General features: G+C 67.0%; 20 protein-coding genes and 1 tRNA gene. 12 read left to right on the forward strand and 9 right to left on the reverse strand.

Annotated elements, in window-relative coordinates; translation table 11 throughout:
• Nucleotides 1–61 precede the first annotated feature (61 nt).
• The gene (locus B6S44_RS19960; protein ID WP_248309657.1) at nt 62–1,285 is read right to left on the reverse strand and encodes a glycosyltransferase family 4 protein; all 1,224 of its coding nucleotides are present in this window, start codon (nt 1,283–1,285) and stop codon (nt 62–64) included.
• A 124-nt stretch (nt 1,286–1,409) separates the two neighbouring features.
• Between B6S44_RS19960 and B6S44_RS19965 the strand changes: the two genes are divergently transcribed.
• On the forward strand, nt 1,410–2,195 hold the full coding sequence (locus B6S44_RS19965) for an alpha/beta hydrolase (RefSeq protein ID WP_248309658.1): 786 nt from the start codon (nt 1,410–1,412) through the stop codon (nt 2,193–2,195).
• A gap of 4 nt (nt 2,196–2,199) precedes the next feature.
• Here B6S44_RS19965 and B6S44_RS19970 read toward each other — a convergent pair whose 3' ends face one another.
• The 6 genes from B6S44_RS19970 to B6S44_RS19995 form a co-directional block, all read right to left on the reverse strand.
• Nucleotides 2,200–2,454, reverse strand: a complete 255-nt coding sequence (locus B6S44_RS19970; RefSeq protein ID WP_129158612.1) for a BQ00720 family protein — start codon at nt 2,452–2,454, stop codon at nt 2,200–2,202.
• 115 nt (nt 2,455–2,569) lie between these two features.
• On the reverse strand, nt 2,570–2,998 hold the full coding sequence (locus B6S44_RS19975; protein ID WP_126113446.1) for an Hsp20 family protein: 429 nt from the start codon (nt 2,996–2,998) through the stop codon (nt 2,570–2,572).
• Between the two features lie 136 nt (nt 2,999–3,134).
• Nucleotides 3,135–3,539, reverse strand: coding sequence for a RidA family protein (locus tag B6S44_RS19980; protein WP_129158613.1), 405 nt, complete (start codon nt 3,537–3,539; stop codon nt 3,135–3,137).
• A 109-nt stretch (nt 3,540–3,648) separates the two neighbouring features.
• Nucleotides 3,649–3,725: transfer RNA gene (locus B6S44_RS19985), tRNA-His, on the reverse strand.
• A gap of 128 nt (nt 3,726–3,853) precedes the next feature.
• A complete protein-coding gene (locus B6S44_RS19990; RefSeq protein ID WP_206735196.1) occupies nt 3,854–4,867 on the reverse strand; it encodes a hypothetical protein in 1,014 nt (337 codons plus the stop codon).
• A gap of 158 nt (nt 4,868–5,025) precedes the next feature.
• Nucleotides 5,026–5,421 carry a phasin gene (locus tag B6S44_RS19995; protein WP_129158614.1) on the reverse strand — a complete coding sequence of 132 codons (396 nt, stop codon included), beginning with the start codon at nt 5,419–5,421 and terminating at the stop codon, nt 5,026–5,028.
• A gap of 255 nt (nt 5,422–5,676) precedes the next feature.
• On the opposite strand from B6S44_RS19995, the gene B6S44_RS20000 reads away from it, so the two are divergent.
• On the forward strand, nt 5,677–8,658 hold the full coding sequence (locus B6S44_RS20000) for a sensor histidine kinase (protein ID WP_129158615.1): 2,982 nt from the start codon (nt 5,677–5,679) through the stop codon (nt 8,656–8,658).
• Between the two features lie 2 nt (nt 8,659–8,660).
• Here B6S44_RS20000 and B6S44_RS20005 read toward each other — a convergent pair whose 3' ends face one another.
• Nucleotides 8,661–9,158 carry a GNAT family N-acetyltransferase gene (locus tag B6S44_RS20005; protein ID WP_129158616.1) on the reverse strand — a complete coding sequence of 166 codons (498 nt, stop codon included), beginning with the start codon at nt 9,156–9,158 and terminating at the stop codon, nt 8,661–8,663.
• Nucleotides 9,159–9,361: 203 nt separating this feature from the next.
• On the opposite strand from B6S44_RS20005, the gene B6S44_RS20010 reads away from it, so the two are divergent.
• Nucleotides 9,362–11,074 carry a GGDEF domain-containing protein gene (locus B6S44_RS20010; protein ID WP_129158617.1) on the forward strand — a complete coding sequence of 571 codons (1,713 nt, stop codon included), beginning with the start codon at nt 9,362–9,364 and terminating at the stop codon, nt 11,072–11,074.
• Nucleotides 11,075–11,089: 15 nt separating this feature from the next.
• On the opposite strand, the gene mgtE is transcribed toward B6S44_RS20010, so the two are convergent.
• Complete coding sequence (gene mgtE, locus B6S44_RS20015; RefSeq protein ID WP_129158618.1) at nt 11,090–12,472, reverse strand: magnesium transporter; 1,383 nt, start codon at nt 12,470–12,472, stop codon at nt 11,090–11,092.
• A 330-nt stretch (nt 12,473–12,802) separates the two neighbouring features.
• On the opposite strand from mgtE, the gene B6S44_RS20020 reads away from it, so the two are divergent.
• From B6S44_RS20020 to B6S44_RS20060, 9 genes are all read left to right on the forward strand, one after another.
• Complete coding sequence (locus B6S44_RS20020; protein ID WP_129158619.1) at nt 12,803–13,960, forward strand: acyl-CoA dehydrogenase family protein; 1,158 nt, start codon at nt 12,803–12,805, stop codon at nt 13,958–13,960.
• A 68-nt stretch (nt 13,961–14,028) separates the two neighbouring features.
• A complete protein-coding gene (locus B6S44_RS20025; protein ID WP_129158620.1) occupies nt 14,029–14,691 on the forward strand; it encodes a glutathione S-transferase family protein in 663 nt (220 codons plus the stop codon).
• An 84-nt stretch (nt 14,692–14,775) separates the two neighbouring features.
• Entirely contained in the window at nt 14,776–15,717 is a 942-nt protein-coding gene (locus tag B6S44_RS20030; protein ID WP_248309659.1) for a DMT family transporter, read from the forward strand.
• Nucleotides 15,718–15,941: 224 nt separating this feature from the next.
• Nucleotides 15,942–16,931, forward strand: a complete 990-nt coding sequence (locus B6S44_RS20035; RefSeq protein WP_126113456.1) for a LysR family transcriptional regulator — start codon at nt 15,942–15,944, stop codon at nt 16,929–16,931.
• Entirely contained in the window at nt 16,931–17,449 is a 519-nt protein-coding gene (locus tag B6S44_RS20040) for a tripartite tricarboxylate transporter TctB family protein (RefSeq protein WP_129158621.1), read from the forward strand. The genes B6S44_RS20035 and B6S44_RS20040 overlap by 1 nt, the downstream gene beginning before the upstream one ends.
• 3 nt (nt 17,450–17,452) lie before the next feature.
• Nucleotides 17,453–18,955: a tripartite tricarboxylate transporter permease gene (locus B6S44_RS20045; protein WP_129158622.1), complete on the forward strand. Its 1,503-nt coding sequence runs from the start codon at nt 17,453–17,455 to the stop codon at nt 18,953–18,955.
• Nucleotides 18,956–19,016: 61 nt separating this feature from the next.
• Nucleotides 19,017–19,988, forward strand: a complete 972-nt coding sequence (locus B6S44_RS20050; protein WP_129158623.1) for a tripartite tricarboxylate transporter substrate-binding protein — start codon at nt 19,017–19,019, stop codon at nt 19,986–19,988.
• A gap of 80 nt (nt 19,989–20,068) precedes the next feature.
• Entirely contained in the window at nt 20,069–20,614 is a 546-nt protein-coding gene (locus tag B6S44_RS20055) for an ureidoglycolate lyase (RefSeq protein WP_129158624.1), read from the forward strand.
• A 102-nt stretch (nt 20,615–20,716) separates the two neighbouring features.
• On the forward strand, nt 20,717–21,163 hold the full coding sequence (locus tag B6S44_RS20060) for a DUF1236 domain-containing protein (RefSeq protein WP_129158625.1): 447 nt from the start codon (nt 20,717–20,719) through the stop codon (nt 21,161–21,163).
• The last annotated feature ends 170 nt before the right edge of the window (nt 21,164–21,333 follow it).

Raw genomic sequence — 21,333 nt, forward strand, 5'->3', positions numbered from 1 at the left:
ATCGCGCCGTTGGTGAGACACATTGCACAACGCGAAGCGTTGTCAATGGATCAAGCGGGGTTCAGCGCCCCAGCAGGGCGCAATAGACGTCGAGTGTGTCGTTGACCATCGACGCCAACGAGAAATGGCGCTCGACATGCAGCCTGGCGCGGCGCGCCAGCGCGTCGCGGGCAGACGGCCTGAGCGCCAGCGCTTCGCGCAACGCTTCGGCGAGCGCTGCCGCATCGCCGGGCGGGATATGCCAGCCGCTGCGCTCCTGAGGCGAGACCTGCGGCGGCGCCAGCACCGTCTCCGGCACGGCGCCGAGATTGGAGACGACGACCGGCGTGCCCATAGCCTGCGCCTCGACGGCGACACGGCCGAAGGCTTCGGGCTCGGTCGAGGGCACGGCCACGACGGCGGCCGCCAGGAAAGCGGCCGGCATATCGCTGCAATGGCCGACACGGCGGACGCGCCCTTCGAGCTTGGCTTTGGCGATGGCGTCGTCGAGCTCGCGCACATAGCCGTCGCGGCCCTGTGCATCACCAGCGAGGATGAAGGCGGTGTCCTCGTCGCCAGCGTCGCGCAATTGGCGCGCCGCCTCGATCAACACCTTCTGACCCTTCCAGCCGGTGAGCCGGCCGGGCAGCAGCACGATGCGCTGATGCGGCTCGACGCCCCAGGCGCTGCGCAACGCGCTGATCCGCTCCGGATTCACCGCCGCCGGCGCGAAGGCCGAGAAGTCCGTGCCGCGATGGACGACGCGAATGCGGTCACGGGCGAAGCCGTGCCGGGCCCGGATCAGATCGGCGGTGTAGGCGGAGTTGGCGATCACGCAGTCGCTGCGCGCCATCACCGAATTATACAGGTTCTTCACGGCCGAGCGGGCGTTGTAGGAGCCGTGATAGGTGGTGACGAAGGGCAGCTTCAGCGCCCGTGTCGCCGCCAGCGCGACCCAGGCCGGTGCCCGCGAACGGGCATGGACGAGATCGACGCGCTCGCGCTTGCAGAGCAAGGCGAAGGTCCGCACGTTCAGCAGCATCGAGACGGGGTTCTTGGCCGCGGCCGGAAACGGCAGCCAGATGCCGCCCTTGGCCTGCAGCTCGGCGACGAGCCGTCCGCCTTCCGTCGCGACCAGCGCCCGCGCGCCGACTTCGGTCAGCCCCGCGGCGATGTCGACGGCGGTACGCTCGGCGCCCCCCGCCTCCAGATCCGGGATGATCTGCAGCACGGTGCGCCCGGCGAGCGGATGCGTCTCGGTCGAAGGAAGGGACAATTGTGCGCCGGAACGCAGGGAGGTGCTCACTACTCGAAAAGGCCTTCTGCTTGGCGACTCGCGGGTGCTATCGGGTTCAGATGATGACCAAATCGGGCGGTATTGCAGCTGGCATCTGCCTGCTTTCACCCGGTTCACCACAGGAGAGCATAGGGTGACGAGGCCTGAGCCGCAATTTCTGAGCGTCGGCGCCGGCGCGGAACGCCGCGAGATCGCGGTGCTGACGCAGGCCGGCAAAGGCCCGCCGGTGGTCTGGCTCGGCGGATTGCGCTCGGACATGCGGGCGACCAAGGCCGAGGCACTCGCCGCCTGGGCCGAGCGCGCGGGACGCGCCTTCATCCGCTTCGACTATGCCGGCCATGGCGAATCGAGTGGCGACTTCGCGCAGTGGACGATGTCGCACTGGATCGAGGACGCGCAGGCGGTGCTGGCCGCCCATACCCAACGCCCGGCTGTGCTGGTCGGCTCGTCGATGGGTGGCTGGGTCGCGTTGCTGACGACCCTGCGTTTGCGCCAGAGCGCGTCGCAACTGCGCCCGGCTGGCCTCGTGCTGATCGCGCCGGCCGTCGACTTCACCGAAGAGCTGATGTGGGCGCAGATGCCGGAGGCTGTCCGCGAAACCATCGCGAAGGATGGCGTCTGGCAGCGGCCTTCCGAATACTCGCCCGAGCCGATGCCGATCACGCGGGCGCTGATCGAAGACGGCAGGCGCCATCTGCTGTTCGGACGGCCGATCGAAACCGGGTGCGCCGTTCATATCCTGCAGGGAATGAAGGATCCCGATGTGCCCTATGGCCAAGCGCTGAAGCTGGTCGAACATCTGCCGCACGATCCGGTCGTGCTGACCCTGATCAAGGATGGCGACCATCGGCTGTCGACACCGGACGACATCGAGCGTCTGGTGACAGCCGTCGCGGGGGTCGTACCCGCGACGGCCTGAAACCTTAGTGCAGGCTGACCATCCTGAGATCGTGCTCCCAGGCGTTGGCCGTCGCGGCCTCGCGGGAATCGGTCACCAGGATCGGCGCGCCATCGGCAGCCAGCAGCGCAAAGAGCTGCAGGCCGGGCTCGATTTCCGGCGCTTGCGGGAAGATGCGCGCCAGCTCGTCCGACATGATCGGCTTGAGATAGGCGACCTGGCCGTTGCCGAGGGCGGCAAATTCAGCCGTGGTCAGGGGGGTCTCTCTGGTCTCAGTCATCGCGCCCTCCTTCAGAGCAGTGCGAGGCGGTTTGATTGTGCATCCATGATTATGAACGGAAGGCAAACCGCATGCCTCTCGGACTGACGTCTATGAAGCGCCTTCTTGAAGGCCCCTAGTCGCGGCTCATGATATCGATACGCCGGACGAGCCGTTCCGGTTCCGGACGGGCCAGATCGATGGCGAGCAGCCCGTTCGAGAGATCGGCGCCCAGAACCTGCATGCCGTCGGCGAGCAGGAAGGAGCGCTGGAACTGCCGCGCGGCGATGCCGCGATGCAGGAAATGCCGCGTCTTGTCGTCGACCTGCCGGCCGCGGATGGTCAGCTGGTTTTCCTCCAGCGTGATCTCGAGCTGTTCGCGCGAAAATCCGGCCACCGCGAGCGTGATCCTGAGCTTGTCGGGCTCGTCCTCGGTGCGCGGCATGCGCTCGATGTTATAGGGCGGATAGCCATCGCCGGCGCCTTTGGCGACCCGGTCGAGAGCCCGCTCGATATCGTCGAAGCCGAGCAGGAAGGGATGCGACAGGCTAGGCGGACGCGTCATCACGAAGCCCTTGAAAGGCGCCTCTGGAACTACCGGAGCCCGCTTGCGCAGCGCTCCGTACGCGAAAGGCGAACCCAACCGCGTGAACCGGATATGGCGAGCGTCGCCCTTTGTCGCAAGTCCTGCCGGCTGGCACTCAATCCAGCGCGGCGCTCGCCTCGATCTCGATCAGGAGGCGCGGATCGACCAGGGCGGTGACGCCGACCATGGTGCTTGCCGGATAGGGGCCGTCGCCGAGGTATTTCATCCGTACCTTGCGCACTGCAACCGCCTTCTCGGTGCTGAGGTCGACGACATAGGTCACCAGCTTGAACACCTTGGTGAAGTCTGTCCCGGCAGCAGCCAGCGCCGCGGCGAGGTTGGCGTAGACCTGTTCGGCTTGGGCGGCGATATCGCCCTCCCCCACCACCTTCCCCATCGGGTCGTAAGCGACCTGGCCGGAGACATGAACCTGCCGCTCCGCCTTGACGATGGCGAGGTGCGAATAGCCGGTCGGCGGCGAGAGCGAGGCGGGATTGAGGAGATCGATCTTGCTGGGCATGGCGTGCTCCCGAAGCCGGCGGCCGGTGCCGCGCAGTCAGGGCGGCAAGCTAGGCCGGCGTAGGCCGCGCGCGCAATCTCAAGGACCAACGGAACCGGATAAGGAGAGATGGTACAGCCACCCCGGCTTGAACGGGGGACCTCTAGATCCACAATCTAGCGCTCTAACCAACTGAGCTATGGCTGCACGGCTTGCGCCTGATGTCGCGGCGCCCGGAAGCTCTCCGGCGACGGCGCGGAACCTAGTGCCGCGTTTCGCCGAATGCAACGGCGAAATGCAGGCCGGCGCGGGGAAAACCGCGCCGGCTTTGAAAATCAGGAGCGCGGCAGGTCCTTGCGGGCGGTCGCGGCGAGATCGCCGAGATGGGCAGCGAGCGATTCATAGCTGCGGCGGAAGGCCTTGGCCTGGAGCGCGACCGCGTCGGCGGCGCTCTGCGTGCGCGCCAGCGTCTCGATCTCGCCCAGCGTCGCCTTGAGCTCGGCGCAGGCGTGATCGAGCACCTTGGCCTGGACGGCCCCGAAGGTGCGGGTCAGAGCCAGCGTCGGCTCGAACCAGTTGACGGCCGAGAAGGGCGCAACCGCAACCGGCTTCGGCGCCTCGACCGCTTTGGCGACGGCAGGCGTGGCAGCAGGAGCAGGAGCAGGCTTCGCCACCTGAGCGACTTCGACGAGCTTGAGCGGGGCGGGAGCGGGCTTTGCCACAACCGGAGCAACCGGCTTCACCGCAACGGGCTCGGCCTTGGCGGGAACAGGTTGCGCCTTGACCGGCTCAGCCACGATCTTGGCCGGCACGGAAGCGGGCTTGGCGGGCGCGGCCTTCACAGCCACAGCCTTGGCGGCCGGCTTCGCAACCTTCTTCTGCAGGACGATGCGCTTGGCGGGCTCCGCGACAACCTTGGCGGCGGGTTGCGGCGCAGATTTGGCGAGGGCGGCGGGAGCAGCCTTCGCGACCGGCTGAGCTACTGGCTGCGGGGCGGCAGGCTTGGAAGCGACAGGCTTGGCCTCGACCTTCGGGGCGGAGATCGCTGCCGCCGGAGCAATGGCCGGCTTCACGTCCACCACGGGCTTGGCCTCGGGAGCTTTGGCGACCGGCGGCACAGCGGCAGCCTTCACCACCGGCTGGGGTGCAGCCGGCGCGGCGGCCGGCTGAGGCGCAACTTTGAGCACGGGCGCAGCCACGACCGGGGCGGCCACAGGCTTCACGTCCACCGCAGGCTTGGCCTCGGGGGTCTTGGCAGGCACGACCGGTGCCGCCGGCTTCGACTCACTCAATGCCTTGACCGGCGCGAGGCTGATCGGAGCCTTGCCGGGGATAGTCTGCTTCGCCATCGGATCTCTCCTTCACAGTTCCGGCAGGACGGGCCTGCGCAATCGACGAAACCGGACCTAGGTCACGTCCCCGCAAGGAGTTCACTGCCTCACGGGGTCGTGCGCTGGCCCGGCCGCCTCATCGTGAAAGCCCGCTCCGCGCCCGTGGCGCGCCGGCTTCACTTCAGCTTGGTCGCCTTGGCGGCGGTCTCGGCTGTCTTCTTGGCGACATCCTGCACAGTCGCGCTGACTTCCTTGAGCTGCGTCTGCAGCGCGGCCACCTGGGCCTTCAGGAACTCGGACTGGTGCTGGAGCACCTCGTTCATGTCGCGGGACTTGACCAGCTTGTCGGCGAGGTCGAAGGCGGCCGCGATATTGCTCTCGGCATAGGTCATGGCCTTCTTGGTCATGTCCTGGACGTTGACGCGGGCCGACTCGGCCGAGCCATGGGCGCCGTCGACAGCCTTCTGGGCCGCGCCGATGAAGCCGTCGAAAGCCTTGCGGGCCTGGTCGACGCTCTTCTCGGCGAATTCGCGCATTTCGGTGGGGACTTCGTAGGGGTTTTTGCCGTCCATGGTGGGTCCTCCTGTGACCGAGCCAGGCTTCCTCGCCGTGTCTGGCGTCGAGCCTTAATTGTGCACTGCAATATCATTATTGCAGTGCAATGACAACGCCGCCTCGGCAAAGGCGACCATCGCGATATTAACGCTGTTTGGAAACGTCAGGGGAGAGGCGGAGTTCCCGCATGGATTCACCCACCTCGCGCGGTTATTAAAGATTTGTTAGGTATATTCGCGCGGGCTGGTCGCCAGCAGGTTGAACGGAACGGGATGAACGAATCCGTGCAGGATTGGAACGGCCTTGCCGGCGCGCTGGCGCAAGATCCCGCACTTGCTGAGTTTGCCAGCAAGGGCGCGCTGCTGCTCTGGCCGGCCAATGGTGACGAACCGGGCTTCGCCAACGCCGGCGGCCAGGCGCTGCTCAACGCCTTCGGCGGAGCCGCGAAACTGCCCGCGGCAACGCGCGAACGCCTGCGCTTGCTTGCCGGCGGACTCGCCTCGCGCAACGGGCTCAGGCTCGAAAGACTGCGGCTGGGCGCTTCGCTTGCCGGGCTCGTGACCTGCGCCTGCAAGCTCGTCGAAGCCGGCGCCGGCTCGGCGCTGGCCCTCGGCGTCACAGCCTCCGATCTGCGCCGCCTGGGCATCACCGTGCCGCAGGAAGAGCCGCGCGCTCCGGCGGCAGCGACGGCCTCGCCCTCCCCGGCTGCTCCGGCGACGATCGCCACAGCAGCTGATGTTCAAGCCGAATCACCCGAGCAGCAGCGTCGCGCCAACCTGCGCTTCCTGTGGGAAAGCGACCTGGATGGCACGCTGGCCAGCCTGTCCCGGGAATTCGCCGAGCTTGTCGGCCAGCAGGCCGCGAGCGCGACTCTAGGGCTCGACTGGCCCGCTTTGCTCGCCACCGACGTTCTCGACCTCGACGGTGATCTGGCCGAACGTCTCGCGACCTCGTCGACCTGGAGCGGCCGGGCGGTGCTGTGGCGCGTTCACTCGGGCGAAGGCGCCCGCGTCGAGCTTTCCGGCTTTCCGCTGTTCGACAGCGAGCGCAACCCCGCCGGCTTTCGCGGCTTCGGCCTGGTCCGCTCGACGGCCAACGAGGCTTTCCCTGAGCGGGAGGCTCCAATAGAGGTGCTCGTCCCGGTCGCGCCGGAAGCCGATGCCCCAGAGGCAGACCTCCCGGAGGTGGCAGTCACGGAAGACCCCGTGCCTGAACAGGTTTCGGACGAGGTTGTCGAGGCAGCCGCAGCTGAGGCGACCCAAACCGATTCCAGCGAGGACAAGACTGAAGAGGACGCGCCTGCACAGGCAGAGATCCAGGACGCGACAGCCAAAGCCACAGAGACCGATACTGAAGCTCCGACGGCGCGAGCCGATGACGACGACGCTGCGCCAAAAGCCGACGAGCCGCCGCAGTCGCCCCCCGAGGCACCGCGGGCCAATGTCGTCCCGCTGCGCAACGGCCATCTGGCGGCCGTCCGCCCGGTGCTCGAACCGTCCAAGACCCTGCTGTCCTCGGCCGAGAGAAACGCCTTCCGCGAGATCGCCAAGGCGCTCGGCGCCCGCATCGCCGGCGAGGAGGACGCACCCGGCGAGCCGCGCCTGCCGGTCGCTGCACCGTTGCGCATCCGTGCCAAGGACGCCGATGAGCCGCAGACGGACGCTCCTGCGACGACCGCTCCGCCAGCCGCCGTCTCCGAGCAGCGGCCGCGCGTCGCCAACGCCCATGCCGAGATCCTCGACCGCCTGCCGATCGCGGTGCTGGTCAACCGGGACGAGGCTGCGCTCTATGCCAACCGCACCCTGCTCGATCTGCTTGACTATGCCGATCTCGACGACCTCACTTCGGCCGGTGGCGTCAGCCAGCTGATCAAGGGCGCGAGCCGCAGCAGCGACGGTGCGATGATCCTGGTCGACCGCAAGGGCGGGTTGATCAGCGTCGATGGCCGGCTCTCCAGCGTCAGCTGGCAGGGCGAGCCCGCAACGCTGATGGCCTTCCGCAACAGCGTGCCCGGTGGCGATCTCAAGATGCTGTCGCCCGAAGAGGCCGAGGAGCAGGAGCTCGCGGCCGAATTCGAGGCCGAGGAGGAAGAGAGCGCCTCCCGGGTGGCCCAGCTCCGGCTCGAGGGCGAGGCAAGCGACGCCCGCGTCGCCGAGCTTTCGGCGATGCTCGACACGGCGACCGACGGGGTCGTCACCGTCGACGGGCGCGGCCGCATCCTCTCGCTCAACAAGAGCGCCGAGGCGCTGTTCGGCTACGACCAGCGCGAGGTCGCCGGCGAGCTCTTCACCCTGCTGTTCGCGCCGGAAAGCCATTCACCGGCGCTCGACTATCTCGACGGCCTGATCGGCGGCGGCGTCGCCTCGCTGATGAACGATGGCCGCGAGGTCATCGGCCGCGTGCGCCAGGGCGGGCGCATCCCGCTGTTCATGACCATGGGGCGGATTGCCGAGAAGCCGGACAGCAAGTTCTGCGCGGTGCTGCGCGACATCACCGCCTGGAAGAAGACCGAGGGCGAGCTGGTCGAGGCGCGCAAGACCGCCGAGAAGGCGAGCGCGCAGAAATCTGACGTCCTCGCCAAGATCAGCCACGAGATCCGGACGCCGCTCAACGCCATCATCGGCTTCGCCGAGGTGATGGCCGAGGAGCGCTTCGGGCCGATCGAGAACGAGCGCTACAAGGAATACCTGCGCGACATCCACCTGTCGGGCGGCTACGTCATCAGCCTGGTCAACGACCTGCTCGACCTCGCCAAGATCGAGGCCGGCAAGCTCGACCTCGACTTCGGCAGCGTCAACCTGAACGAGATCGCGCTCTCGGCCGTCAACCTGCTGCAGCCGGAAGCCCAACGCGGCCGCGTCGTGCTGCGCTCGGGGCTGGCGCCGAAGCTGCCGCCGGTCGTCGCCGACGAACGTTCGCTGCGCCAGATCGTGATCAACCTGCTCTCCAATGCGGTGAAGTTCACCGACGCCGGCGGGCAGGTGATCGTTTCGACCGCGCTCGGCGACCAGGGCGAGGCGATCCTGCGGGTGCGCGACACCGGCATCGGCATGGACGATGACGAGATCAAGCTGGCGCTGGAGCCGTTCCGGCAGGTGCCGACGACCCGCAGAGCCGGCGGCACCGGCCTCGGCCTGCCGTTGACCAAGGCGCTGGTCGAGGCCAACCGGGCAGCGCTGACCATCACCAGCGTCAAGAAGGAAGGCACGCTGGTCGAAGTCACCTTCCCGCCGCAGCGGGTGCTGGCGAGCTGAGGTCAGCGTTCGAGCGCGTGCCGATAGAGATGGCGCTCCAGCTCGGGGATGTAGCGCTGGCGCATGAAACCGGCCTTCTCCAGAACCCGGCATGAGCCGACATTCTCCGGACGGGCGAAAGCCCGCAGCTCCGGTAGATGCAACTGGTCGCGCGCCTCGACGACGCTTGCCGCGGCCAGCTCGCTCGCATAGCCCTTGCCCCAGGCCGCGGGTGCGAACCAGTATCCGAGTTCGACGCCCCAGCCCGGATCGAACGGGTCCTCGAACAAACCTCCCCAGCCGATGATCGCGCCGTCTGCGCGACTCCTGACCGTCCAGGGCGCGCAGCCTAGTCGACGGCGCTGCCATTCATGTCCGGCGACGTGGCGGCGGCAGGCGCGCAGCGTCGCGAACTGCTGCGTGTGCAGCATCGCCTCGGCATCGCCGAGAAAGGTGAAGAGTGCCGGCACGTCAGAGAGCTTGGTGGGGCGCAGCGAGAGCCGCTCGGTCAGGATTTCCATAGACTCAGCCCGGCAAGGAATGCGCCGCGTCGCCGGCATCGACGCTGACGCAGCGGAATATTAAGGAAAGCGCCGCACATCTTCCAGGGTGCCGTGCGCAGCTGCGCAACTTCGATAACCAGACGCTCTGTCTGCACGGCTCCGCTCTGCCGACGCGTTTTCGCAGACCGTCGGCAAGCGCCGAAGCTCCTTCCGGTAATGCCATGTCGAAGCATCACACTCTCAGTTACCGGTTCTGGGCGGCCCTCGCGGTGATCCTCGGCTGCTCCGTGGTTCTCGGCACGATCCTGATCTCGACCTATTATCGGGAACTCCAGGCGACCCGGCTCAGCGAGACTCGGCTCGAGCGCTTCCAGTTGGTGATGCATGCCGTGAACCGTCTCTCGGCCGAGCGGGGCCCGGTCAACAGCGTGCTCGGCGAGGAGCCCAGCACCGACAGCCCTTCGCGCCGGCGCCTGATCACATTCCGAGCGAACACCGATGCGGCGTTGGATCGGCTATCGCCGATCGCCGGCTTTTCGCAGCAGCTGGCCGAGACGAAGCGGTCGTTGACCGAGGCCCGGCAACTGATCGATGCTCTCGACAGGCAGCCCTTGCGGGTGCGCAGGCCGCAGGACTTCCACAAAGTCGTCCTGACGATGTTCGGCGTCGTCGACACGGCGCAGGCGCTGGTCGATGCCGCGATCAGCGATTTCAACACCGCCGAATCCGATCATCTGATCGGTACAGCGCTGGTCGCCCGGATGCTGAGCGACATCCGCGAGCAGGTCGGGCGCATGGGCTCCAACTTCGTCGCCTCGATTGCAGCGCGCACGCCGATCGGCCCCGAACACCGCTCGGCACATGATATCGCCTATGGCCGCGTACTCGGTTTCTGGCAGTTGGTCGAACAGCAGACCGGCACGAACACCGACCCGCAAATCGCGGCGACGCGCCGCGCCGTAGTCGAGGACTTCTTCGGCAAGGGCATGGCGATCTACCGCGAGCTCCTCGCCACCGGCCAGGACGGCAATTACGGCTTCGACACGATCACCTTCACGAACCAGATCGTGCCGACCTTCAGCTCGCTGGAACGGCTGCGCGACATGTATCTCGATTCCGCCATGGCGAAGGTGAAGGCCGATGGCGAGCATGCGCGCCGGCTCCTGATCATCATCAGCGCCGTCACGCTGATCGCTCTGCTTCTCGAGCTCGTGCTTGTGATCGCCAGCCAGACATTGCTGTTCCGCCCGCTTCTGTCGGCACGGGACGCCGTCATGGCCCTGGCCGCCGGCAAGACCGGCGGATCCTTTGCGGCGGGCGGCACGCGCGGCGAAATCGGCAGCCTCTTCACGGCACTCGACAGATTGCGCGGCAAGCTGATCGAGCGTGACGCCCTCGACCGGGAAAAGCTCAAGCTGACGGCCCAGTTGCGGCAGCTGGCGGAAACGGACGGTCTGACCGGGATTTTGAACCGCGGCGCCCTGGAACAACGCGCCGCGAGCATGCTGGCGGCGCGCCCCGAGCAGCAGCCGTTGCCCTTGATCCTGCTCGACATCGACCATTTCAAGCGGATCAACGACAATTACGGCCATATCGCCGGCGACGAGGTGCTGAAGGAAACCGCCCGCCGGCTGCAGGCGGCCCTGCGACCGGCGGACGTCATCGCCCGTTTCGGCGGCGAGGAATTCGCCATCCTGCTGGCGGACCCCACGACTCGACCCGACCAGATCGCCGAGCGTCTGCGCAGCACTTTCCTCGCCGCGCCCTTCGCACTCGATACCGGCGCGACGGTGAGCGTCACCGCCAGCTTTGGCGTCGCCGCGATGACGCCTGCCGGCGGCAATTGGCCCGATCTCGTCGAGGCGGCGGATCAGGCGCTCTACGAAGCCAAGGCGGCCGGCCGCAACCGGGTGGTCGCGCGCACGGCCGCCTGAGCGACATTCGACCCGCTATAGCAGCGTGCCATTCAGAATCAGCAGGGCAATGCTGAAATAGATCGCCAGGCCGGAGACATCGACCAGCGTCGCGACGAAGGGGGCCGAGGCGCTGGCCGGGTCGAAGCCGAGCCGGGTCATGATGAAGGGCAGCATCGAGCCGGTCAGCGAGCCGAAGGTGACGATGCCGAGCAGCGCCGCGCCGACCGTCGCCGCCACCAGCGGCCAATGCTCTCCATAATCGTAGAAGCCGAGCTTCTGCCAGGCCACGACGCGGGCAAAGCCGATCGCTCCGAGGATGGCGCCGAGCGTCAGTCCAGTCGGCACTTCGCGCAACGCCACGCGCCACCAGTCGCGCAGGGAGAGCTCGCGCAGCGCAAGAGCGCGGATGATCAGCGAGGTCGCTTGCGAGCCGGAATTGCCGCCCGAGCTCATGATCAGCGGAATGAACAGGGTGAGCACGATCGCCTTCTCGAGGGCGCCCTCGTAATGCTGCAGGACGGACGCGGTCAGCATCTCGCCGACGAGCAGGATGCTGAGCCAGCCGGCCCGCTTCCTGATCATCTTGAAGAAGCCGATCTGGTTGTAGGGCTCGCCGAGCGCCTCCATGCCGCCGAGCTTGTGGACGTCCTCCGTTGTCTCGTCGACCATCGCGTCGATGACGTCGTCGACGGTGACGATGCCGAGGACGCACCTGCCTTCGTCGACGACGGGGACGGCGAGCAGGTTGTACTTGGCGATCAGCCGCGCCACCTCCTCGCGATCGGTCAGCGGCGAGACGCTGATCGGTTCGCGCCGACCGGCAGCGGATCCGACGAGCGCATCGGGCGCGCCCGAAATCAGGCGGCGCAGCCCCACGGCCTGCTGCAGCGTGCCCGTCACGGGATCGAGCACATAGATCGCGTAGATCGTCTCGCGCGTACGCTCGACTGTGCGCACATGCTCGAGCGTCCGCGCGACCGTCCAATCGGCGGGAACGCTGACGAATTCCGTGGTCATGATCGCGCCGGCGCTGTGCTCGGGATAGGCGAGCAGCGAGGCGAGCGCGGCCTTCGTCTCACGGTCGAGCCGCGCGACGAAGCGATGCCGCTCCGGCTCGGAGAGGTCGTTGCGGAAGATGTCGGCGATCCGGTCGGACGACATGCCCTGGATCAAGGCGATGGCGCGCTCGAGCGGCAGTGCCTTCAGGATTGCGCCGGGTTCCGCGAGTTCGGGCTGGTCGAGCACATCGACCGCCCTCCCCTTGGGCAGGCTGAGCAGCGCCTGCGCGGCATAAACCGGCTCATGCTCGTTCAAAGCCTCGACGATGTCGGCGACGTGGGCACGGGCGAGCGTGACGGCGAGATCCGGCGCGGCGAGGCCGGCAATGGGCAAGGTTTCGGTGACAGCGGCGTTCATGACTCGCTTCCTTCTGGTTTGGCCGTCGAGCGGCCAAACCGGGGCGAGCCTGCCGGTTAAGGGTCAGGCGCCCGGGCGAGCCGAGGACGGCAAGGACTGTCGACTGGGACTGTCGCTTGGCATGGGGGTCGTGGGTTCCTGTGGGGTCGCCGGCCGGACCGGAAGCGCGGATCGACGAACGGGGCGCACATGCGCCCGGGCGCTGCATTCGTCAACCCCTTCGAGCATCGCAGCTTCCTTGCGCACGACGCGGCGGGCGAAGCCGCGCATTGGCGGCCACCGACGCAGGCTCTAGAGTTTGCGCTCCTGTTCCCCGAGTGAGCCAGCCCCATGCATTTTGCCCTGACTGAGGAGGAAGAGCTCATCCGCGAGAGCGCGCGCAAGCTCGCGACCGAACGGCTGGCTCCTCTGGCGGAGCGGCTCGACCGCGGCGAGGGCCGGCCGGAATTCCTCGCCAATCTGAAGCTGCTCGCCGAAAACGGCTTCATGGCGCTCAACATCCAGGCCGGTTTCGGCGGCACGGAAGCCGGCACCGTCGCCTTTGCGCTGGCGCTGGAGGAGCTGGCTGCGGCCTGCGCCTCGACGGCGGTCACCACCTCGGTCACCAACATGGTCGGCGAGGTCATCCAGGCGGTCGGCACCTCCCGGCAGCAGGCCGACCACTTGCCGAAGCTCGCCGACGGCCGCTATCCGGCCGGCGCCTTCTGCCTGACCGAGGCCGGAGCGGGCTCGGATCCCGCTGGCATGAAGCTGCGCGCCCGGCGCGACGGCGATGCCTACGTTCTCGACGGCGAGAAGATCTTCATCACCTCGGGCGAATATGCCGGGCTCTTTGTGGTCTGGGGCTTGACCAATCCCGATGTCCCCAAGGGCAAGGGAATTTCGGTCTTCCTAGTGCCGGCCGATACGCCCGGCGTCAGCGTCGGCAAGGCCGAGAAGAAGATGGGCCAGACCGGCTCGGCCACCAATACGATCCATTTCGATGGGGCGCGTGTCCCGGCCGCCAATCTGATGGGCAAGGAGAATGACGGCTTCCGGGTCGCGGTCGGCGAGCTCGCTGGCGGGCGCATCGGCGTCGCCGCGGTTTCGCTCGGCATCGCGCGGGCCGCGATGGACGCCGCCAAATCCTATGCCCGCGAGCGCAAGCAGTTCGGCCAGGCCCTCACCGAATTCCAGGGCTTGCAATGGCTGATCGCCGATCGCGAGGTCGATCTGCACGCATCGCGCCTGCTGATCCTCGATGCCGCCGCGAAGAAGGATCGCGGCGAGCCGTTCTCGAGGGAGGCCTCGATGGCGAAGCTCTTCGCCTCGGAGGCGGCACATCGCTGCACCGACGCGGCGATCCAGATTCATGGCGGCGCCGGCTATTGCCGCGATTTCCCGGTCGAGCGCTATGCGCGCGACGCCCGCATCACCCGGATTTACGAGGGCACATCGGAGATCCAGCGCCTGATCATCGCCCGCGAGACCTTGCGTCAGCTCGGCTGAGCTTCGTAGAATATTCTTCTCCGCATCCGCTGGATTCGGAGCCCCTCCCGTTCGCCGGAATCCCGCTCATGTCCCTGACCATCTATGGCTGCTACCGCTCGCGCGCGACGCGCAATGTCTGGCTCGCCAACGAGCTCGGCCTCGCCTTCAAACATGTGCCGGTGATCCAGGTCTATCGCCTGCCCGATCCCGATGCCCCGGGCGCGCCGATCCACACGCGCAGCGCCGAGTTCATGGCGGTCAATCCGAACGGTCATGTGCCGTCGATCGACGATGACGGCTTCGTCCTGCACGAATCCCTGGCGATCAATCTCTATCTCGCCCGCAAGCATGGCGGGCCCGTCGCGCCGAAGGATGTGCAGGAAGAGGGGCTCGCGGCGATGTGGTCGCTCTGGGCCGCGACCGAATGCGAGACTCAGGCGCTCAATCTGACCTACCACCTCGCCGCCTATCCGCCGGAGAAGCGCGATCCCGCCATCGTCGCCACGGCTCTCGCCGCCCTTCCCGCTCCCTTTGCGGTGCTCGATAAGGCGCTGACCGAGGGCAGCGGCTTTGTTATGGGCGGGCGCTTCACCGTCGCCGACATCAACGTCGCCGAGATCATCCGCTACGCGAAGCCGGCGACGCAGCTCTTCGACGCGGCGCCGAACGTCAAGGCCTGGCTCGACGCCTGCCATGCCCGGCCCGCCTTCAAGGCGATGTGGGCAGCGCGCGAAGCTGAACCTGCGTAAGACGACTGCGGAAATCGGGTGGTCGGGCCCTGCCCGGCTGCCTACTGACGCAGGATGACCCGCCCTGCGAGGACAGCTTCCGTCATGACACAGTCGACCTCCGCTCCCTCGCTGCGCATGGGGCCGATAGAATGGCTTCTGCTCGTCGCCCTCTCGATCTTGTGGGGTGGCTCGTTCTTCTTCAACAAGCTCACCGTGGCGGAGTGGCCGCCCTTCGCCGTCGTGCAGGTGCGCGTCGGTCTGGCGGCGCTGTCGCTGCTCCTCGTGGTACGGATCACCGGACAGTCCATGGCGGTGGGGCGCAGTATCTGGCTCGCCTTCTTCGGCATGGGCATCCTCAATAATCTGATCCCGTTCAGCCTGTTCCTCTGGGGCCAGCAGCAGATCGCGAGCGGCCTCGCCTCGATCCTGAACGCGACGACGCCGATCTTCGCTGTGCTGGTCATGCACTGCTTCGCCAACGAGAAGGCGACCGGGTTGAAGCTCGGCGGCGTGCTGGCCGGCCTCATTGGCGTCGGCATCCTGATGGGTCCCGACGCGCTCGGCGGCCTCGGTTCCAACCTGATGGCGCAGCTCGCCTGCGTTCTCGCCGCGGTCTCCTATGCCTTCTCCGGCCTGTTCGGACGGCGCTTCCGCGGCCTGTCACCACTCGTTGCGGCCACCGGCCAGCTCAGTGCCTCGACGGTGATGATCGTTCCGATCGTCTTCGTTCTGCATCCGCCCTGGACGCTGCCGGTGCCTTCGCAACAGGCCATCCTCGCGGCGCTCGGCCTGGCGCTGATCTCGACGGCGCTGGCCTATATCCTCTTCTTCCGGATCATGCGCACTGCAGGACCGAGCAATGTCATGCTCGTGACCTTCCTGATCCCGGTCAGCGCCATCCTGCTCGGCTCGGGCCTGCTGGGCGAGGAGCTGCTGCCGCGCCATTTCGCCGGCATGGCGGCGATCTTCGTCGGATTGGCGCTGATCGACGGGCGCGTGGCCGGGTTGTGGAAGACCAAGCAGGCCGCCACGCCCGCGCCTTGACCTGGCCGGACCGCCACTCACCAGCCTGAAAAGATCAAGTAACTGCGGCATCGCCGAATGCGGCGTTCACCCTGTGGACGCCGCTTTCGTGACTGCGAGCTTTGTTGCCAAAAAATTATGAATTGCTCTAGGGTCGCAAAACTGGCGACAGGCGCTAAAGGGCATAACCGAAACGACTGGACGATATCACAAAAAACGATACGCCAGAGGGGAGCGCAACAACCATGGACCTGCGGCAACTGCGATGTTTCATCGCGGTGGCGGAAGAGCTGCACTTCGGCAGGGCTGCCGAGCGGCTCGGCCTCGCACCACCGGCACTTTCACGCCAGATCAGCGCGCTCGAGGACGAGCTCGGCGTCAGCCTCCTGACCCGCACCACGCGGCAGGTCGCGCTCACGCGTGCCGGGCTCATCATGCTGGAAGAAGCCAAGGCCATCCTGGTCCGGATGGAGCGCGCCTCCCGCTCGGTGCGCGAGGCCTCGCTGGCCTCGAGCAAGGTGCTGCGGGTCGGCGCGATCGATGCCGCATCGTCGAGCTTCGTGCCGGAAGCGCTCGTCACCTTCCGCTCGCGCCATCCCGGCATCGAGATCAAGTTCGTCGAGGCTATGACGGCGCCCCTGGTGCAGATGCTGGAGGCCGGCAAGCTCGACCTCGCCTTGCTGCGGCCACCACGCAAGCCGACCGACTGCGCCTTCGAGATCCTGCGCGTCGAGCGGCCGATCGTGGTGCTGAGCGAAAGCCACCCGCTCGCCGCCCGCGAATACCTGACCATGCAGGATCTGGTCGGCGAGCCCTTCGTTGTGCCGTCGAAGCGTATCCGCCCCTTCGCCTATGACCTCGTCATGGCCTATTTCGAGAGCGTCGGCGCGGTCCCCAACGTCACCATCGAGGCAACAGAGAAGCCGGCGATGATGTCCGCGGTCGCAGCCGGGCTCGGCATGGCGCTGGCGCCGGACTGGGTCTCGCGGCTGAGCTTCCCGGGCGTCACCATGCGGCGCCTGCGCGGCGCACTGCTCGATCCGCCGCCCCCCGGCGCCCTCGTCGGCGTCGCCTGGCGGCCGCATCAGAAGCTCGCTGCCCGCGACGACTTCCTCGCCATCCTGCGCGAGAGCGTGACCCTCATCGACGACGGCAATGTGCTACCGTTCAGCGTAACCGGGCGTGGCAGGAAATCCGCCATGCGCACAGCAACCACCCGAGCCGGAGGACATTGATGAGTCTGAACAAGATCGAGGCCGCGCGAGGTTGGCGCATCCGCTCGACGCAGGATCTGGGAGCCGGCCTGTTCATGATCGCGCTGGCCGCGCTGGCGCTTTTCCTGTCGAGCGATCTTTCGCCGGGAACACTGCGCCAGATCGGCCCTGGCATGCTGCCCAAGGCCTTCGCCTGGATTTGCGCCGGGCTCGGCGCGCTGCTCGCCTTCAACTCGCTGCGCTACAATGGCGAGAAGCTTTCCGGCTGGTCCTGGCGCGGCGTCATCTTCGTGCTCGGCGCCGCGGTGGTCTTCGGCCTGACGGTCCGCGGCTTCGAGATCGGCCCCCTGAAGGTGCCGCAGCTCGGCATGCTCGTCTCCGGCCCGCTCGTCGTGATCATCTCCGGCCTGGCGGCCGAGGACGTGAAACTCAAGGAGCTCCTTATCTTCGCCGCCGTGATGACGACCGGCTGCGCGCTGCTGTTCAAATATGCACTGGGCCTGCCGATCCCGCTGGCGCCCTGGCTGCTGGGGATCTGATTCATGAGTGAGATGTTCGCAAATCTCGCGCTCGGCTTCGGTGTCGCCTTGACCCTGAAGAACATTGCGCTCTGCTTCACCGGCTGCCTGGTGGGAACGCTGATCGGCGTGCTGCCCGGCGTCGGACCGATCGCCACCATCGCGATGCTGCTGCCGATCACCTTCGGGCTCGACCCGGTCGGCGCGCTGATCATGCTCGCCGGCATCTATTACGGCGCGCAATATGGCGGCTCGACCACGGCGATCCTGGTCAATATCCCCGGCGAGGCGACCTCGGTCGTGACCACGCTCGACGGCCACCAGATGGCCAAGCAGGGCCGTGCCGGCGTCGCCCTCGGCACGGCGGCGCTCGCGTCCTTCTTCGCTGGCACGGTCGCGACCATGGTGATCGCAGCGCTTGGCGCGCCGCTCACCAAGCTCGCCTTGCTGTTCGGCCCGGCCGAGTACTTCTCGCTGATGGTGATGGGCCTGTGCTTCGCGGTCGTGCTGGCGCGCGGCTCGATCCTCAAGGCCTTCTGCATGATCATGCTGGGCCTGCTGCTCTCGACTGTCGGCACCGACCTCGAGACCGGCCAGGAGCGCATGACCTTCGGCTTCCCGCCGCTTTCCGACGGCATCGACTTTGCCGTGCTGGCGATGGGCGTGTTCGGCTTCGCCGAGGTGCTGCGCAATCTGGAGAACCCGGAGACGCGCGACGTCGTGCGCACCAAGATCGGCCGGCTCCTGCCGAATTGGGACGATATCAAGCAGTCGATCGCGCCGGTGCTGCGCGGCACCAGCGTCGGCGCCATTCTCGGCATCCTGCCCGGCAACGGCGCGGTGCTCGGCCCGTTCGCGAGCTATACGATCGAGAAGAAGATCGCCAAGGATCCGTCCCGCTTCGGCAAGGGCGCGATCGAGGGCGTCGCCGGGCCGGAAGCGGCCAACAACGCCGGCGCCCAGACCGCCTTCATCCCGCTGCTCACCCTCGGCATCCCGCCGAACGCAGTGATGGCGCTGATGGTCGGCGCGATGACGATCCACGGCATCATCCCCGGCCCTCAGGTCATGACCAAGAATCCCGACCTGTTCTGGGGCATGATCGCCTCGATGTGGATCGGCAACCTGATGCTGCTGGTCATCAACCTGCCGCTGGTCGGCGTCTGGGTGAAGCTGCTGCAGGTGCCCTACCGCCTGATGTTCCCGGCGATCCTGATCTTCTGCTCGATCGGCATCTACTCGGTGAACAACCAGCCCGTCGACGTCGCCTTCACCGCGCTGTTCGGCCTGTTCGGCTATCTCCTGATCAAGCTCGGTTTCGAGCCCGCGCCGATGCTGCTCGGCTTCGTGCTTGGCAAGCTGATGGAGGAGAAGCTGCGTCAGGCGCTGATCATCTCGCGCGGCTCGTTCCTGACCTTCATCGAGCGGCCGATCTCCGCCGGGCTGCTGCTGGTCGCCGTCGCCATCCTCGTCATCGCGCTGCTGCCGTCGATGTCGAAGAAGCGCGAAGAGGTCTTCACCGAATGACGGGGTTGTCGTCCATCTCCGTTCCACCATCTTCAGGATATCGCGTCAGGGAGGATTACCCATGAAAAAGCTCGCTCTCAGCCTTGCCGCAGCGCTCGCCTTGGCGCTGCCGGCGCAGGCCCAGTCCAAGTATCCGGAGCGGCCGATCACCATGATCGTGCCCTTCGCCGCCGGCGGCCCGACGGACATCATTGCCCGCATCGTCAGCGAGAACATGTCGAAGACCCTCGGCCAGCAGATCGTGGTCGAGAACGTCGCCGGCGCTGGCGGCACCACCGGCATAGCCCGCGCGCTGACGGCGACGCCGGACGGCTACACCATCGCGATGGGGCATCTGGGCACCTTCTCGGCGGCGCCGGCGACCTATCCCGGCCTGAAATACGACCCGATCAACGGCATGCAGACGATCGGGCTCGCTGGCGGCACGCCGATCCTGATCGTCGCCAAGAAGAACTTCGAACCGAAGGATCTGAAGGAGTTCGTCACTTACGTGAAGACGAACACCGACAAGGTGAACGAAGCCCATGCCGGCGTCGGCTCGGTGTCGTGGACAACCTGCACCCTGCTCAAGGGCCAACTCGGCGTGCCGAAGCTGAACTCGGTCGCCTATCGCGGCACCGGCCCGGCGCTGAACGATCTCGTTTCCGGCCAGATCGATTTCATGTGCGACCAGATCGTCAGCGTCGCCGAGCAGGTCAAGGCAGGCACGATCAAGGCCTATGCCATCGCCTCGGTACAGCGCTCGCCCGCCCTGCCCGACGTGCCCACCACCAAGGAAGCGGGGCTGCCCGAATACCAGATCGAGGCCTGGAACGGCATCGCCGCGCCGAAGGGCATGCCGAAGGAAGCCGTCGACAAGCTGGTCGCCGCGCTCGACAAGGCGCTGAACGACGAGACCGTCAAGAAGCGCCTGCTCGATCTCGGCACCGTGCTGCCGACCGCCGAGGAGCGTACCCCCGCCGGTTTCGCCGCGCTGATCAAGCGCGACGCCGACAAGCTCTCGCCGGTGCTCGCCGCCGCGCCGAAGCAATAAGCCTCTCGGATCATTTACCTACCGAACGGCGGGCTTCATGCCCGCCGTTTTCTTTTGGCGGCGGCGTACTACGATGCGGCATGCGCCGCATCGCCCTGCCCGTCCATCCGATCTCCGCCGAGGCCTTCGCTCCTTATGGCCGCATCCTCACCCCCGCGGGCGGGCGCGACACCGGCCGCGAGGGCTACGACATCTGGATCCAGCCCTTCGCCGCCGAGAGCCGGCCGCGACTGCAGATCGTGCGCTATCATGCGCGGCCCTTCGTCGTCGCCCTGATCGAGCGGCACCTCCACGTCACCGAGGCGCGCCAACCGCTCGGCGGTCCTCCAACCATCATCGTGGTGGCAGAACCGTCCGAAACGCCGCCGGCACCGGAGGCGCTCCGGGCATTCCGGCTCGACGGCGCGGGCGTGATGTTCCACCGCGGCACCTGGCACGCCATCGACGCCTATCCGGAAGGCGGGAGCCACGCCGATTTCCTCTTCCTCTCCGAAGAAGCGACGGTCCGCGAATTGTTCGAAAATCCCGGGCGCACGCCTGAACGGACCCAGGTTTTTGATTTCCTGGCCGCAGGCATCGAGATCGTGATCGACCCTAACTCGCCGGAAAATCAGAAGAATCGATAGGCTTGGTTACGATCATACACAGCTCGTGACTCTCGAAGCGGAACCCTACCGGGCACTTTTCCGTTTCCTCCTCTGAGGCTTCCCCTCTGTAAGGAGAACGACATGTTCAAGAAACTTGCTCTGGTTACGGCCCTCGCCATCGTTCCGGCTGCGGCCTTCGCCCAGAATCCTGAAGGCGCCCAGGGCGGCGCGGCCAGCGGCATCGTCGGTGGCGCCACTGCGGGTGCCGTCGGCGGCGCAGTCGTCGGCGGCCCGGTCGGCGCGGTCGTCGGCGGTGTCGGCGGCGCGGTGGTCGGCGGCGTGACCGGCGGGATCATCGGCGACAACACCCCGCGCTTCCGCACCTATGTGGTCGAGCAGCGCGTCCCGTCCTATACCTATGCCGAACCCCTAGCCGTCGGCACCGTGCTGCCGCAGCAGGGCGTGGTTTATCGCGAGGTGCCGGCCGAATATGGCGAGCGCGCGAGCGGCTATCGCTACACGGTGGTGAACAACCGCGCCGTGCTGGTCGAGCCGCAGAGCCGCCGCGTCGTCCAGATCATCGAGTGATCTCAGGTCGATCCGCTTGCCGCTTGCGCCATCAAGGCCTGAGTGACCATCCGGATCACAAGGCCCGCCCCGGCAACGGGGCGGGCTTTCTTTCGGGCTGCCCGAGCCGAGACGCCGGATGCGGCGACTGCCTGAATTGGGTAGGACGCAACTGTTGCCCCGAGGCGAAG

It is taken from the genome of Allobosea sp. Tri-44, assembly GCF_004123845.1.
Lineage (GTDB): Bacteria > Pseudomonadota > Alphaproteobacteria > Rhizobiales > Beijerinckiaceae > Allobosea.

What these genes read in the sequence shown, in the direction of transcription:
- B6S44_RS20020 (WP_129158619.1), top strand. Translation starts at nt 12,803, where the DNA reads ATGCATTTTGCCCTGACTGAGGAGGAAGAGCTCATCCGCGAGAGCGCG.
- B6S44_RS20050 (WP_129158623.1), top strand. Translation starts at nt 19,017, where the DNA reads ATGAAAAAGCTCGCTCTCAGCCTTGCCGCAGCGCTCGCCTTGGCGCTG.
- B6S44_RS20030 (WP_248309659.1), top strand. Translation starts at nt 14,776, where the DNA reads ATGACACAGTCGACCTCCGCTCCCTCGCTGCGCATGGGGCCGATAGAA.
- B6S44_RS19970 (WP_129158612.1), bottom strand. Translation starts at nt 2,454, where the DNA reads ATGACTGAGACCAGAGAGACCCCCCTGACCACGGCTGAATTTGCCGCC.
- B6S44_RS20045 (WP_129158622.1), top strand. Translation starts at nt 17,453, where the DNA reads ATGAGTGAGATGTTCGCAAATCTCGCGCTCGGCTTCGGTGTCGCCTTG.
- B6S44_RS19975 (WP_126113446.1), bottom strand. Translation starts at nt 2,998, where the DNA reads ATGACGCGTCCGCCTAGCCTGTCGCATCCCTTCCTGCTCGGCTTCGAC.
- B6S44_RS20025 (WP_129158620.1), top strand. Translation starts at nt 14,029, where the DNA reads ATGTCCCTGACCATCTATGGCTGCTACCGCTCGCGCGCGACGCGCAAT.
- B6S44_RS20060 (WP_129158625.1), top strand. Translation starts at nt 20,717, where the DNA reads ATGTTCAAGAAACTTGCTCTGGTTACGGCCCTCGCCATCGTTCCGGCT.
- B6S44_RS19995 (WP_129158614.1), bottom strand. Translation starts at nt 5,421, where the DNA reads ATGGACGGCAAAAACCCCTACGAAGTCCCCACCGAAATGCGCGAATTC.
- B6S44_RS20000 (WP_129158615.1), top strand. Translation starts at nt 5,677, where the DNA reads ATGAACGAATCCGTGCAGGATTGGAACGGCCTTGCCGGCGCGCTGGCG.
- B6S44_RS20005 (WP_129158616.1), bottom strand. Translation starts at nt 9,158, where the DNA reads ATGGAAATCCTGACCGAGCGGCTCTCGCTGCGCCCCACCAAGCTCTCT.
- B6S44_RS19990 (WP_206735196.1), bottom strand. Translation starts at nt 4,867, where the DNA reads ATGGCGAAGCAGACTATCCCCGGCAAGGCTCCGATCAGCCTCGCGCCG.
- B6S44_RS19980 (WP_129158613.1), bottom strand. Translation starts at nt 3,539, where the DNA reads ATGCCCAGCAAGATCGATCTCCTCAATCCCGCCTCGCTCTCGCCGCCG.
- B6S44_RS20055 (WP_129158624.1), top strand. Translation starts at nt 20,069, where the DNA reads ATGCGCCGCATCGCCCTGCCCGTCCATCCGATCTCCGCCGAGGCCTTC.
- B6S44_RS20035 (WP_126113456.1), top strand. Translation starts at nt 15,942, where the DNA reads ATGGACCTGCGGCAACTGCGATGTTTCATCGCGGTGGCGGAAGAGCTG.
- B6S44_RS20040 (WP_129158621.1), top strand. Translation starts at nt 16,931, where the DNA reads ATGAGTCTGAACAAGATCGAGGCCGCGCGAGGTTGGCGCATCCGCTCG.
- mgtE (WP_129158618.1), bottom strand. Translation starts at nt 12,472, where the DNA reads ATGAACGCCGCTGTCACCGAAACCTTGCCCATTGCCGGCCTCGCCGCG.
- B6S44_RS20010 (WP_129158617.1), top strand. Translation starts at nt 9,362, where the DNA reads ATGTCGAAGCATCACACTCTCAGTTACCGGTTCTGGGCGGCCCTCGCG.